The sequence below is a fragment of the Pedobacter frigoris genome, from assembly GCF_032678645.1.
Lineage (GTDB): Bacteria > Bacteroidota > Bacteroidia > Sphingobacteriales > Sphingobacteriaceae > Pedobacter > Pedobacter frigoris_A.
Genome location: NZ_JAVTSP010000001.1, coordinates 514,548 through 529,956, shown reverse-complemented (window position 1 = coordinate 529,956; position 15,409 = coordinate 514,548). Strand labels below are relative to the sequence as shown.

Here is a 15,409-nt window from a genome sequence, read left to right as displayed (position 1 = left end):
ACACAACATGAACAAGGTTAACAGATTTTCGGGGTTATTGATGATACTGGCAACGGTATTTTTCTATTCCTGTACACAAAAAATTTACAAGAACACCGGCGGCAATGCGATACAAATCACTGCTGTCCCTACCATAAACCCCATTTTTAAAAGAATGGAAACTAATCCTTTCCTGCACATCACGGTGAACATACCTACAGGAAATCCGGAAATTACCTATCAGCAACTCAGCGGAACTATTTCTGGTGATGTTCAGGGTATTGCTCGACTCGAGATTTATGGTAGCAACGATAAAGCTGAATTTGCAGCTGATCAATTGTTAGGTAGCATTACATCCGGAGCCCGGACATTTACCATTCCCTTCAGCAAAAAGTTAAATCCCGGGACTCACCATTTGTGGTTGAGTGTCCGTTTGAAAGAAAATGCCAATACTGAAAAGGCGTTTGATATCAAGGCTGATCTCCTGAAAGATGGCACAGGATTGGGCTATAAGATAGAACAGGCAAAATCCGGTAAAAGATATCTCGGCATTGCCATCCGCAAGGCTAAAGATGAGAATGTGCATACCTACAGGATTCCGGGAATGATCACTACTGATAAGGGAACGCTGATCTCGGTTTATGACATCAGATATGACCATAGTGGCGATCTTCCTGCAAATATAGATGTGGGTATGAGCAGAAGTACTGATAAGGGAGAAACTTGGGAAGGAATGAAAAACATCATGGATATGGAAGGGCCAAATGACAATAGCGGTGTAGGTGATCCTTCTATTTTATTCGACCCGGCGACAAAGACCATTTGGGTAACTGCATTGTGGAGTAAAGGTAACCGCTCTATAGCGGGTTCTGGTCCTGGTTTAACACCTGAAGAAACAGGCCAGTTTGCAGTAACTTTCAGCACTGACGACGGGCTGACCTGGGCGAAGCCTTACAGCATTACCAAACAGGTAAAAAATCCGGAATGGAGATTGTTTTTTCCTGGGCCCGGCAATGGCATTGCAATGGCTGATGGTAAGCTTGTTTTTCCTGCACAATACTGGGATGCACAGAAAATGCCGCATTCTACATTGATTTATAGTGAGGATCATGGCAAGACCTGGAAAAGTGGAATAGGGGCCAAATCCAATACCACTGAAAGTCAGCTGGTAGAGACTACTCCTGGGACACTTATGCTCAATATGAGAGATAACAGAGGTAAGTTCAGAAGTGTGTCTACAACAACAGATATGGGTCAAACTTGGACCACCCATGCGACTTCATACAATACATTAACAGATCCGGTATGCATGGCTGGCTTTATCAAAGCTCGTATAAATATAAAAGGTGAAATGAAAGATGTGCTGTTCTTCAGCAATCAAAACAACCCGAAATCAAGACAGGATTTTACCATCAAAGCGAGTTTGGATATGGGAGAGACCTGGTTGCCGGCCAACCAGTTATTGATCGACGAGCGGAAATCTTATGGATATTCAGCACTGACTAAAGTAGATGACAATCATATCGGGATTTTATATGAAGGCATCAGAAGTATGCTATTTGTGAAGATCCCTGTAAGCGATATCATTAAGTAATCGGCGCCATACATGATGATCAGGTCATTCTTAGTCATTTGTCTTTCGCTGATGCAGTTAAACCTCATGGCTCAAAACAAGCCGTTAAAGGTTGCATGTATAGGTAATTCTGTAACCTATGGTTATCTTTTGAAAGATCCATCCAGGGAAGCTTATCCGGCTGTCCTGCAAAATCTGCTGGGAGCTGGTTATGAAGTTGGTAACTTCGGACTAAGCGGTACTACTTTATTGAAAAAAGGTCATAATCCTTACTACAAGACCAAAGCATTTAGCGCTGCTATGGATTTTCATCCGGATATAGCAATAGTGCATCTTGGTTTGAATGATACTGATCCCCGCGACTGGCCAGATTTCAGGGATGATTTTGCGCCCGATTATGCATGGCTGATAGACACCCTGAAGAAGCGAAACCCAGAGGTTAAAATATACATCTGTCGCTTGACACCAATCTTTAATGAGCATCCAAGATTTAAATCAGGTACCCGTGACTGGTATTGGCAGATACAGGATTTGATTCCTCAGATTGCGTCTGCCAATAAGACCGGACTGATTGATTTAAATACGCCTTTGTACTCTAGACCTGATTTGTTTCCTGATAACCTGCATCCCGATAAGCAAGGAGCCAAAATTATAGCACAAACTGTATACGCCAACATCACCGGAAATTATGGAGGACTAAAACTCTCTTCTGTATTTTCGGATCATATGGTGCTACAGAGAGAGAAGCTGATCCCTGTACATGGTATGGCAAATGCTTCTGAAAAGGTCATCATTAGTTTTGATGGAAAAACGAAGGAAACCACAGCTGATCAATATGGTAAATGGCGCGTAGAATTCCCGTCAATGCGAGCGGGTGGGCCTTATCAGATTGAAATTAGTAGCAGTTCTTCAAACATCGTTTTAAGCGATGTTCTTATCGGCGATGTATGGCTGTGTTCGGGACAATCCAATATGGCCTTTCCTTTAAATGCTGCTGCAACTGGCAAAGCTGAACTGAGGGATGTTAAAGAAAACCGAATGCTTAGGCTTTTGAAATTTGATGCCATAGCGGAAACAAACAATGTAGCCTGGGATTCATTAACATTAGAAAAAGTAAATCAGCTACAGTATTTTTCAGGTAAATGGGGCATTAGTGATGCGAGGAATCTTTCTGATTTTTCTGCTGTGGGCTATTACTTTGGCAAGAAACTGGTTGAGGAAGAAAACGTACCCATTGGTCTGATACAGCTAGCTGTTGGAGGAAGCATTATAGAATCCTGGATAGACCGTTTTACCATGGAACATGATGAACAACTCGTAGATGTGCTCACAAACTGGCGAAAGTCAGATTTTATTCAGCAATGGGCAAGGGAGCGTGCAGATGTAAACTTAAAGAATGCGCTAAAATCTAAACAACGTCACCCTTATGAACCCGCATATAATTACGAAGCCGGAGTTTCCAGGCTGATCGATTACCCCATTAAAGGTGTAATCTGGTATCAGGGTGAAAGCAATGCGCAGAATCCTGAACAATACAAGCATACATTTCCTGTGTTGGTTGACAGCTGGCGCAAAAAATGGGGATATGACTTTCCATTTTATTATGTGCAGCTATCTGGTATAGACCGCCCTTCATGGCCTGTTTTTAGAAACCTGCAACGCGAGCTTCAATACAGCATTAAAAATACTGGAATGGCAGTAAGCTCTGATCTCGGCGACTCATTAAATGTACATCCAGTATGGAAAAAGGAAATCGGGGAACGTCTGGCTTTACTCGCTTTAAAGAATACATACGATAAAAAAATCAGTGCCAGTGGTCCTATTGCTTTTGAAGCAAAGCAAATTCAAGACAAGATCACCGTTTCTTTTACTGAAGTCAATGTGTTAAATACAGTTAACCACCAGCCACTTATCGGTTTCGAAATTGTAAATGACAAGGGATACCATATTCCGGTAAAAGGCATCATCAAAAGAAAATCAGTGGTACTTGATGTCCCTGCAAGTGAAACAATTAAAAGGGTATTATATGCATGGCAACCATATACCAGAGCCAATCTTATCGATGAAACAGGTCTTCCAGCCTCTACTTTTTCAATTGATTTAAAAAATTAATTAAATATCATTAAATAACTAATTAAAAATGGGTTATACATCTAAAGACTTACGAGAACTCCAGGCATTTTATGAACATCAACTCTTAAAAGACACCGTACCATTCTGGTTTCCGAGATCCGTAGATCAGGAATTTGGCGGTTATATATTGATGCGCGATCAGGATGGCAGTTTGATCGATGATGATAAGGCCGTTTGGATTCAGGGAAGAGCAGCATGGCTTTTGTCTACCCTTTACAATACAATAGAGAAGAAACAGGAATGGTTGGATGGCGCAAAATCAGGAATAGATTTTCTTAATAATCATTGTTTTGATACAGATGGACAGATGTTCTTTCATGTTACAAGGGATGGTAAGCCGATACGCAAGCGGCGTTACTTTTTCTCGGAGACTTTTGCAGTGATAGCTAACGCAGCTTATGCTAAGGCCAGCGGGGATGAGGCAGCTGCAGAGAAAGCCAGATATCTTTTTGGGAAATGTATTGAATATGCCACTACACCAGGGCTGTTTCCCGCTAAATATACAAATACCAGACCGTCAAAAGGAATTGGGGTGCCGATGATCATGATGAATACGGCCCAGCAACTTCGTGAGAATATAGGTGATCCGCGTTGTGATGAATGGATAGATAAATGGATCAATGAAATAGAAACCTATTTTGTAAAAGATGATATTAAATGTGTGATGGAGCAGGTTGCCCCTGATGGAAGCATCATAGATCATATAGATGGACGTACGCTAAACCCTGGTCATGCAATCGAAGGCGCATGGTTTATACTGCATGAAGCAAAATATAGAAATAATGATCCCAGATTAGTTGCATTAGGTTGTAAGATGCTGGATTACATGTGGGAAAGAGGCTGGGACAAAGAACATGGCGGGATTATGTATTTCAGGGATGTATATGATAAACCCGTACAGGAATACTGGCAGGATATGAAATTCTGGTGGCCTCACAATGAGGTAATCATAGCTACATTATTAGCTTATGACATCACTGGTGACGAAAAGTATGCAGCCTGGCATAAGCTTGTTCATGATTACGCTTACAATCATTTCCATGATAAGGAAAACGGGGAATGGTTTGGCTATTTGCACAGAGATGGGAGTATAGCACAAACGGCAAAAGGCAATTTATTTAAAGGGCCCTTTCACCTGCCACGACAGGAATGGTATTGCCTGCAATTACTTAAAAAAATTAATCAGTAAAATTGATCTAACTGACTATTAACTAGAATAAATAATTATGCTTAGATACTTTTGGATATTGCTGTTTTCTTTAAATGTGTCTGCTCAGGTTTCTAAAACCAACAGACCAGCATTAATTCCCCTACCTAATAAATTAGAATGGAAAGAAGGCTCTTTTGATTTAAAAAGCTATAAAGCAATTGTAGCTGTTGACGCTAAACTGAGAGGTAACGCAATTTTACTTCAAAAATATTTAGAAAGCAGGGGAATCAGGATTCCAATAGTCAGGGAAAATAATGATAAACTGCCGGCAATCATACTTGAAACGAGCTCTTTTGCCAGTCATGAAGCGTATCGTCTCGATGTCGGTCCAAAAGCCATTCAGGTAAAAGCTTCAGGCGATGCTGGAATGTTCTATGGAATACAAACATTAAAACAACTGGTTGGAAATGCAAATAAGATCGGCGAATGTCATATTGAAGACGCTCCGGCTTTTGCTTGGCGTGGATATATGATTGATGCCGGCCGCAATTTTATGCCTATGGATTTGTTAAAGCAGCAGATTGATGTGATGGCAAGTTACAAACTCAATATCTTTCATTTCCACTTTACAGAAGATATAGCGTGGCGACTGGAAAGTAAACTTTATCCTCAGCTTACAAATCCGGAAACGATGATTCGTAATAAGGGACAATTTTATACGCAAAATGACCTGAAGGAATTGATTGCTTATTGTAGGGCAAGGCAGATCACTTTAATCCCGGAAATAGATATGCCGGGGCATAGTGCTGCCTTTAAAAGAGCAATGAAGGTGGATATGCAAAGCGATAGCGGCTTAATAATCGTAAAAAATATAATTAAAGAGTTTTGTGCTACCTATGATGTGGAATATCTTCATATTGGCGCTGATGAAGTTAAAATCACCAATAAGAATTTCCTTCCTGAAGTAACTGCGTTGATAGAGCAATTGGGAAAAAAGGTGATAGGATGGGAGCCTGGGGGTAATTTTACGGAGCTTACCATCAGGCAGTTGTGGATGGAAGGTGCTACAAAAGTAAGTGCAAACCCCAATATCAAATACATCGATTCCCGTCATTTGTATTTGAATCACATGGATCCGCTGGAATCTATTGCCACCATATTTCATCGCAAAATAGCCAATCTGGACAAAGGTAATAGTGCTGCTTTAGGTGGGATTATCTGTATGTGGCCAGACCGAAGAGTAAATATACCGCAGGATGTATTTACTCAAAACCCGGTGTATCCTGCTATGCTCGCTTTCGCTGAGCGCAGTTGGAAAGGCGGGGGCTTAGAAGGCTGGCAGGCTAATATCGGCTTAAAAGGAAGTACAGAGGCTATCGCCTTTTCAGAATTTGAGAACAGACTCCTGTTGCATAAAAAACTGCATTTCAGTAATATTCCTTTTCCCTATGTAAAACAATCTTCCAGCACATGGAAACTTTATGGCCCTTATGAAAATGGTGGAGATCTCAATAAGCAGTTTGATCCGGAGTATCCGGCTTTTGATGTTAATAAAACGCCCGTACTAACCGCTGTTGGTGGAACACTAATTTTGAGACATTGGTGGGCGCCCCAGGTAAAAGGCCTATTGGAAGCCCCTCAGGAAAATACTACCTGGTATGCCGTTACGCAAATTTGGAGTAACGAGAATAAAGTACAGGACTTTTGGATAGGTTTCAATAACATCTCCAGATCATACGCTTCGAGTTCACCTAAGTCAGGCACGTGGGATAACCGAAATAGTGCTGTTTATGTAAATAACCAGTTGATTCCACCTCCTGTATGGAAACAGGCAGGCATGGAGGGGGATTTGGAAAAGCCTTTGATTGATGAAGGATACGAATTTAGAGCGCCGACTAAAATTCAGTTAAAAAAAGGCTGGAACAAAATTGTGGTGAAACTGCCAATAGCCAGCTTTAGAGGAATTGATTGGAAAAATCCTGAAAAATGGATGTTTACTGTCGTACCTTGGCGTTAAATTTGTTGGGGATCAGCAAATATTACGTACCAACCAGTTGATTTATGTTTAAGAACCATACTTTTTTTCTTTATCTATCTTTAATATTCCTTAGTTCTTGTTCTTCTATTTATATGCCAAACGTACCAAATACGCCGATGTTAAGTCAAAAAGGGGAATTTAGTGGGGGGGTGCATGGCTCATTAAGAGGAAACTTCAGTTTGAATGGAGCCTATGCCGCCAGCAACCATATTGGTGTTTTGTTTGGTGGTTCATACATGAACTCAGAAAGAGAGAAAAAAGATTACAAACATAAATTGGTAGAAGTCGGTGGCGGATACTTTGATACTTTTGGTCCGGATGACAACAGGATCATTGAGATTTATGCTGGTTATGGTAATGGAAAGACCAACAGAACCTACCGGAATTATGACGATAACGAAGTGCTCACCAGTACAGATTTTGAAGAAGCAACTTACAACAAAACCTTTTTTCAGGTAAACTACAGTTCAAAAAAGACCAGCAATCTCAGGTTATTCGGTACGGATTTTCCTATCAATTATGGTACGGCTTTGCGCATAAGTTCTGTCGAGATGAAGACTTTTATGCGCAATAACATTGGCCAGATCAGGGAAGGAAATGTTTTCCTGGAACCCATCTTTTTTACAAGAATGCGTGTAGGCGAAAATATTCAGTTGCAATATACGACTAGTGGCACATTTGGGCTCAATAGCAGAAAATACATGAACGCAAACAATTCACTATTTACCATAGGCGCTGTAATGAACATAGGAGGCAGGAAAAAGTAATTTACATTACATTTCCTGCATCATTGCTTCAAGGTTAATTTGTCTTTTACTCTTGAGGTGTTTTTCAAGCACAGATTTTTTAAACCTGGGATGGTTTCTTAAAGTACTCATTGGTATTCTCAATGATTCACCGTACCTCCATATAAATCCTCCTGCGGTTAATGCTTTGTCGTTTAGTACCTTATATATTTCACTATCAAAGATTTTCGTAATCTTTGCAGCTTCCGGAACGTTATTGTAGGTCTGTATCCATTTGCCATCGAGATCGTATCTGGACACCTTTTGTGCCTTTTTAGGCTTAAGATGTTTTACCTGGATGGTGTTTTTAATACTTAGCCTCCATATAAAGCCCCCAGCAGTTGTTCTTTTTCCACTGATTACCTTATGAATAGATCCAAAAGTGATTCCAACTGCTCTGGCTGCTTCTCTAACGGTACTATAGGCATTTACAAGCTTTCCGCTATAATCATACTGGCCTACACGCTTTTTTTGAGAAAGCAATGGAGACATGCCAAATGATTTTTTTTCAAGAAGGGGAGCCACATCTATCTCAGGTGCCGAACCACGTCTCCAAATGTATCCACCTGCGGTAAGTGTATGGTGACCTTCTCTTGCAGCAGCAGATATTTGTCCGCTGAAGATTTTAACAGCCGCACTCGCAACTATAGCATTTTGGTACGTTTCCAGCAATTTGCCTGTAACGGAATATCGGCTAATCTTATAAGTGCCATTTTGCTTCTTAATCGCATTTATCTTTAATTGTCTGAGTTTTATCTCCTCAGGACTAAGGCTTCTGGAGATATCAGATTTTCGCCCGTGAGCCTGCATCAAAAGATTTTTATCTTTTGGTGTGCCGACATATAGGTTGTCTGCAGCCACATTCATGGGATCTCCATCTTTGTAAAGCACGTAGTTGTTTTTGTCTTTCAGGTCAAATTCCTGTACAAAACAATAGCATACCAATCTGGCTAAACCCCAATTGTGAATCTTTTTCTCTTTTACCAGTGAAACACCAAGATATACTCTTTCCTCTTTAAGAAAAGCATTCCAGCTTGATCTTTTGACGGGGCTAATGATCATTTCTTTTCTGAAACGCATATAACCTCGTTTGTCTTTTCCCTGACCCTGGAGCCTGCGTACCCTGCCTAAATTGGAAACGCGATAACAGTCTGTAAGATCAGGAACATCTACCCATTTTTCCCCGGGCAAGTCGGCGAGAGTAGTATCCTGATGAGCGTATAATGACTTAGTCATAACTGAATTAATTATTAATAAGACGAATTACAAATAGATGCTATAATTTTGAAACAACCAAAATCACGGCTGCTTATTAACATAATTTAACTAAAGTGTTACATGCATGGCCCTTCTTTGCCCAATGGAGCATTTAATGTAATTGAGTCATTTGAATCTCAAAAGTCAAAAGGGGCTATCTTAGTGATTTAAGTATTTTACATATCTTAGCCACGTGTTAAAATTGCTGAAACCATATTCAGGATTGATCTTTGCATTGCTTTTTTTAGCACTGTCAGGAAATGTATTAAGTTTATTGTTACCCAAGATCATTGGTAGTGTCATTGACGGACTTAAAAATCCTGATTTCTCTATGAATAATGCGATGATTCAGTTTTCAGGCATTACTGCAGCGGTTTTTATATTAGGTTATTTGCAAAGCATTCTTCAAATTTATGCGTCAGAAAAAGTGGCAAGAGATTTAAGAACAAGACTTGCAAATAAGATTTCCATTCAAAATTTTCTATTTATAGAACAGCAAAATCCGGCAAAGCTGTTAACAAATCTAACTTCGGACGTTGATGCCATTAAACAGTTTGTGTCTCAGGCAATAGTATCCATGATCTCATCGCTGGTTATCATCATTGGTTCTACCATCTTATTGTTCAGTATAGACTGGGAGCTTGGACTGATTGTGATTTGTATCGTTTCTACAATTGGCATTACTTTTTATCTCGTTTTGAAAAGAGTGAAAATGCTTTATAAAAAGAGTAGGGAAGTTATTGACAGGCTAAATAAGGTAATTAATGAAAGTATTCTGGGTGCATTTTTAGTCCGCGTGGTGAACTCCCAGACTTTGGAGTACGATAAATTTTTAGAAGCCAGTGTAAAAGGCAAAAACCTTGGACTGGCCATATTGAGGCTTTTTGCCTGGCTAATTCCGATCATTACCTTTACAGCCAACATTGCTGCGCTGGTTATTCTTATTTATGGTGGACATTTAGTAATCACAACCAGGATGTCTATTGGTGATCTCGCAGCCTTCAATAGCTACCTGGCAATGCTCATATTTCCCATCATTGTAATTGGATTTATGAGTAATGTAATCGTTCAGGCTACAGTATCTTATGGAAGAATAAGCAAAGTCCTGGATGCTGAAGATCTGCTGGATTCGGGTGAGATTGAGGCTGAGCTGACTGGTGCAATCAGCGTGGAACATGTAAACCTTAGTTATTCTGGCAAGAAAGTACTAAAGGACATTAGTTTTGAAATACAACCGGGCTCCAAAGTCGCAATAGTAGGCCCCACAGTGGCGGGAAAAACCCAACTGCTTCAGTTGATCGCCGGAATGATAAAACCGGATGACGGCATGATTAAATTTGACGATTTTCTGATTTCTGAGATTGAAAGTAATACTTTTTATCGTCAGTTAGCCATAGTATTTCAGGATAGCGTATTGTTCAACATCAGTATCAGAGACAATATTGGATTTAGCGAACAGGTAACTGATGAGCGGCTTCAACTGGCAATTGAAACTGCTGAGCTAAAGGGACTCGTTGCTTCTTTGCCAAATGGTCTGGATACGCTGGTTTCTGAACGGGGACTCAGTCTATCCGGTGGACAAAAGCAGCGTATCATGCTTGCAAGGGCGCTGGCTATCTGTCCAAATATTTTGTTGCTGGATGACTTTACAGCAAGGGTAGACCAACAAACAGAACAAAGAATACTCGAAAATATCCAGCGCAATTATCCTTCGATTACCCTTATTTCGGTAACTCAAAAGATAGCCGCAGTTGAAGATTATGATCAGATTATCTTAATGATGCAGGGAGAAATATTGGATACTGGAAAACATGAAGAACTCATGCTCAGAAGTCCGGAATATGTTCAAATATATAATTCACAACAAAGTACAAGCAACTATGAATTATAACCTGAATGTAGAAGAGAATGACCCGAAAAAAAAGCCGGTTTATCAGGAATTAAAAAATCTCCTGAGTGCTGGTGCTGCTGAAAAGAAGAACCTCGTGATAGCACTTACTATCATGCTGATTAACACCAGCATAAACTTAGCTGGCCCTTTGATTATTGGTTATACAATTGATCATTACATCCAAACTAAAGAATACAACGGTTTATTGATGTTTTCAGGCATATTGCTTTGCATGTATTGCATAGTTTTTGGTGCCAGTTACATTCAAACGAGATTGATGGGGGGTGCTGCACAACGAATTGTATTCAATTTAAGGAACACAGTATTTAATAAAATACAAGAGTTGCCAGTTGCTTTTTTCAATCAGAATAAAGCGGGCGATCTGATTTCCAGAGTGAACACAGATACCGACCGTTTAAATCAATTCTTCTCTCAGGCCTTATTGCAGTTCCTCAGCAGTATTTTTATGCTCATCGCTGCAGGATCATTCATGCTGATCATTAATTTTAAACTTGGGCTGGTAGCCATTTTACCAGCACTATGTATATGGGTATTTGTCAACAGGCTCTCACCCTGGGTGAGGAAAAAGAACGCTGCAAATTCAAAAAACGTCGGTTTGATGAGTGCTGAAATACAGGAGAGCCTGAGCAACTTTAAGGTGGTCGTAGCCTTTAATCGCCGTGATTATTTCAGAAAAAGGTTTGACAAAGCCAATCAGCAAAATTATACAACAGCAATTGGGGCCGGAATAGCCAATACGGTATTTATGCCGGTTTTTAGTTTATTCTCTAATATTGCTCAGTTATTAGTTTTGATTTATGGAATATATCTGATCAAAAACGGGGGGTTAAGTGTAGGTTTTCTAATCAGTTATATCGCTTATGCAAATAATTTCTATAATCCGATTAGACAGCTCGCATCATTATGGGCTAGTTTTCAAACCGCATTAGCTTCCTGGGACAGGATATCTAAAATATTAGGAATGGACAATAATCTCCAGGTTTTAAAAGATGACAAACTACCGTCCTCAAATAATTCAGGTGTTTTAGAGTTCCAGAACGTTCATTTTGGTTATCCCGAAGGAAAAGAAATTCTTCACGATGTGAATTTTCGGCTACATAAAGGCAAAACTTATGCCTTTGTTGGGCCAACTGGAGGAGGAAAGACAACTACCGCATCGATTATGGCCCGTCTTTACGACCCATTGCAAGGGAAGGTATTACTAAATGGAAGAGACATCAGGAGCTACAATGCAAAAGAGCGATCACAAAAAATAGGTTTTATCCTTCAGGAACCAATATTATTTACAGGAACGGTTAAGGAAAATATCTTGTATGGCAATGAAGAATTCGCTGAATATTCCGAAGCAGAATTTTTGGCAGTCATAAACAATGCCGGTTTAGTTCAGTTGATGAATGTTTTCGATGAAGGTCTTGATACAAATGTGATATCCGGGGGTGAAAGTATGAGCTTGGGTCAGAGACAGCTAATTGCCTTTATGAGGGCATTTTTGAGAAAGCCTGACTTGCTCATTCTCGATGAGGCAACAGCCAACATAGATACCGTAACTGAACAGCTACTAGGCCAGATATTGGAAAAACTTCCATCGGAGACTACATTGGTCATCATCGCACATAGACTAAATACTATAGAGAATGCCGATGAGATATTCTTCGTAAACTCTGGTGAAGTGATTCAGGCTGGATCTTTTCAGGATGCTATAAATAAATTGATACACGGAAAGATACAAAGCTAAAAAAGAAAGGTGCCCGTTTTGGGCACCTTTCTTTTATTTACTTACTGACAGCAGTAATATTAGATAATAGTGGTCTGTCTTTTATTTTGTCTCCTGTGTTCTTAACTAAAAAGTATACATCGTGCATTTTCTTATCAGTAACAAGCTCGATAGGTATCGTCATGTTGTTTGAAGTTGAACTTGCAAGTATTTTTCCATCTTTATCATCAAGTCTGATTTCAATGGTATAGTTCACATTTTCTCCCATTTTAACAACCCCAAACTGGAAAGCAGTTACAGAAGTTAAGTCGATGTTTTTTAATACAATTCGTCCATCGCCCTGAGGGAAAATTAACGCCTGTCCGCCATTGTAATCTCTTTTTCCAAATTGGGAGATATCTTTAATATCATTAGCCTCTATAATATTGCTTTTTAGGTTGACGACATTACTGGATGTAAGTGGTTTTAGCCCCGGTGCTCCCAGGTCTGAATAAGTAGCTTTGATTGCCAATACCGGTTTGTTTTTATTGACAGAAACAGGAGGGATGATATTGCCGGCCGCAGGAAGTGAAGGTTTAGTAATTGCTTTCGCGCTTAGTGACATAATCCATTCTGCGATTTGTTTTACATCAGATTCTTTCATCGTAGCGTGTCCGGGCATCGGAACTTCACCCCATACGCCGCTACCTCCCTTGATCACTTTATTTGTAAGATAAGCTATGGCCTTCGTATTTTTTTGATACTTGGTTGATACCTGTGTAAATGCGGGACCAATTGATTTTGTAGATATTTTATGACAAGTACTGCAGTCGGATTTCATCATGATAGACTTACCCACCAGCGTTTGTACAGCTTGCTGATGTCCCAGCTGAGCACCTGCCAGATCAAATCCCTCGGTGTAGGTATTGGATACATAAAGCCTGCTTTTGTTCACGGTAGCGCCTTTATCTGTTACCAAAACCTGATAACTTACTGGTTTCCCCGGAAAATAAAAGGTTTTATTACCCGACAAGACAATATCTACTTTTGGATGTTCATTCCCTGCAAATACAGGTATAACTGTACTTTTTGATGAGGCTTTCAGGTTATCAATTACCTCAACACTTATGGCATACTCACCGGCCCTGGTAAATGTATGCTCCAACTCAGGTTTGTTGGTTGTCTTTTTAACACCCTTTCCGAGATTCCAGATATAAGTGAGTACATCACCATCATCGGGATCACTGGCGTCAACTTTAGCTGTCAGTTTATAAGGGAGAAGTCCACTTGTTTTTTCTATTAGAAGTTCCTTAATAGCGGGAGGCCTATTACCAGCTAAATAGTCTATTCTGGTAAGTCCTGCATCAGCATTTTTTGAAAACCATCCTTTACCATATTCCAGTATATACAATTTTCCATCAGGGCCTAACTCCATATCAACCGGCGCTGCTAATGAGATGTTTGCCAGGAATGGCTCCATACTGATATAGTCGCCATTTGGTGCCATCGTAACCGCTTTTACCCAACCACGCATCCATTCGTAAATAATCAACTTGCCATTATAGTAAGAAGGGTAAGCAGCTGCACCGGGTTTAGGCCAATAGACAGGGCCAGCCATAGCAGTCCGGCCACCGGAGCCAACTTCCGGAAATTCCTTTGAATTTCCATATGGATACCAGATATAAGCAGATTGCGCTGGTGGAAGTTGAGTTCTGCCTGTATTATTTGGCGAATTATTAATAGCGGCAGCAGGGTCAAATGCAGCCCCACTCGTTCCGGTAGTATAATCATAGGCCTTATAAGGATAATTGTTTCCTACGAATAATGGCCAGCCAAAGTTACCAGCCTTACGTGCCTGATTAATTTCGTCGTAGCCTCTTGGTCCTCTGGAATCATCATCATTATTTGCATCTGGCCCAACTTCCCCCCAGTAAAGAAATCCTGTTTTTTGATCTACTGAGATCCTATAAGGATTCCTGTTACCCATTACATAAATTTCAGGCCTGCTTTTCTGATCATCCTTTGGGAATAAATTACCTTCAGGAATACTGTATGTACCGTCTGTATTCACTTTAATTCTCAGAACTTTACCTCTCAGATCATTTGTATTTCCTGAAGATCTTCTCGCATCATACTGCTGTAAACCTGGTCTGTTATCCAGAGGAGCATATCCTTTATTAACGTACTGTTGCTTTGGCACATCAAAAGGAGTGGAGTTGTCACCCGTAGATACGTACAGCATACCATCTGGTCCAAAAGCAATAGAACCACCAGTATGACAGCAAATCTCTCTTTGAGAATAAAACTCAAGAACTACTTTTTCACTGGCAATACTGATTTTATCATTAACCAGTTTAAACCGGGATAAACGGTTTACTGAAGTTTTTACCGGACTATAGAACAGATATACAAATTGGTTAGTTGCAAAATTTGGATCTGCCGCCATTCCAAGCAAACCCTCTTCCGCGTTAACGTCCGGCGCGCTGGTTTTGAAATAAACGTCTAGTTTACCTGCTTCAAGAAGTTTCTTAGTCTTGTTTTTGTAAAGCATAATTTCTCCCCGGCGCTGCGATATCAAAATATCCAGATTGGGTAGGATAGCGATCTCAGTTGGCTCGAATAACTGTCCCTGAACCAAGGGGACTTTCACAAATCTATCCTGATCAGGTGTATCTATTTTTAGTGTTATTTTTTCTTTTAGATTTCCGGTAGTTCGGTCAATTAGTGGTGTTCCATTTTTGCCGCCTGTAAAAGGCAGTATCATGGTAAATGCAATACCCGAAAGTATCAATGGTAAAGAAGCTTTCATTAATGTTATAGTTTGTGTGTTGGTTTCAAATATTAAATATAGAGCATATTGTTCAAATATGTAATATCCACTTTTATTAA

Annotated in this window: 9 protein-coding genes; 7 read left to right on the top strand and 2 right to left on the bottom strand. The window is 40.1% G+C overall.

The window, feature by feature from the left end; all coding sequences use genetic code 11:
* The first annotated feature begins 7 nt into the window (after positions 1-7).
* The 5 genes from R2Q78_RS02290 (at position 8) to R2Q78_RS02270 (ending at position 7,640) form a co-directional block, all read left to right on the top strand.
* Positions 8-1,573 carry an exo-alpha-sialidase gene (locus R2Q78_RS02290; RefSeq protein ID WP_316788493.1) on the top strand — a complete coding sequence of 522 codons (1,566 nt, stop codon included), beginning with the start codon at positions 8-10 and terminating at the stop codon, positions 1,571-1,573.
* Between the two features lie 12 nt (positions 1,574-1,585).
* A complete protein-coding gene (locus R2Q78_RS02285) occupies positions 1,586-3,664 on the top strand; it encodes a GDSL-type esterase/lipase family protein (RefSeq protein ID WP_316788490.1) in 2,079 nt (692 codons plus the stop codon).
* Positions 3,665-3,692: 28 nt separating this feature from the next.
* Positions 3,693-4,874: an AGE family epimerase/isomerase gene (locus tag R2Q78_RS02280; RefSeq protein ID WP_316788489.1), complete on the top strand. Its 1,182-nt coding sequence runs from the start codon at positions 3,693-3,695 to the stop codon at positions 4,872-4,874.
* A gap of 37 nt (positions 4,875-4,911) precedes the next feature.
* Positions 4,912-6,852 carry a beta-N-acetylhexosaminidase gene (locus R2Q78_RS02275; protein ID WP_316788488.1) on the top strand — a complete coding sequence of 647 codons (1,941 nt, stop codon included), beginning with the start codon at positions 4,912-4,914 and terminating at the stop codon, positions 6,850-6,852.
* Positions 6,853-6,989: 137 nt separating this feature from the next.
* Entirely contained in the window at positions 6,990-7,640 is a 651-nt protein-coding gene (locus tag R2Q78_RS02270; protein WP_316788486.1) for a hypothetical protein, read from the top strand.
* Between the two features lie 6 nt (positions 7,641-7,646).
* Here the strand turns inward: R2Q78_RS02270 and R2Q78_RS02265 are convergent, their stop codons facing one another.
* Positions 7,647-8,894, bottom strand: coding sequence for an NUMOD1 domain-containing DNA-binding protein (locus R2Q78_RS02265; protein WP_316788485.1), 1,248 nt, complete (start codon positions 8,892-8,894; stop codon positions 7,647-7,649).
* 214 nt (positions 8,895-9,108) lie between these two features.
* Here R2Q78_RS02265 and R2Q78_RS02260 point away from each other — a divergent pair, with 214 nt between their 5' ends.
* The gene (locus R2Q78_RS02260; protein ID WP_316788483.1) at positions 9,109-10,806 is read left to right on the top strand and encodes an ABC transporter ATP-binding protein; all 1,698 of its coding nucleotides are present in this window, start codon (positions 9,109-9,111) and stop codon (positions 10,804-10,806) included.
* Complete coding sequence (locus R2Q78_RS02255; RefSeq protein ID WP_316788481.1) at positions 10,796-12,562, top strand: ABC transporter ATP-binding protein; 1,767 nt, start codon at positions 10,796-10,798, stop codon at positions 12,560-12,562. The genes R2Q78_RS02260 and R2Q78_RS02255 overlap by 11 nt, the downstream gene beginning before the upstream one ends.
* A 37-nt stretch (positions 12,563-12,599) precedes the next feature.
* Here the strand turns inward: R2Q78_RS02255 and R2Q78_RS02250 are convergent, their stop codons facing one another.
* Positions 12,600-15,329: a PQQ-dependent sugar dehydrogenase gene (locus R2Q78_RS02250; protein ID WP_316788479.1), complete on the bottom strand. Its 2,730-nt coding sequence runs from the start codon at positions 15,327-15,329 to the stop codon at positions 12,600-12,602.
* Positions 15,330-15,409: the final 80 nt, after the last annotated feature.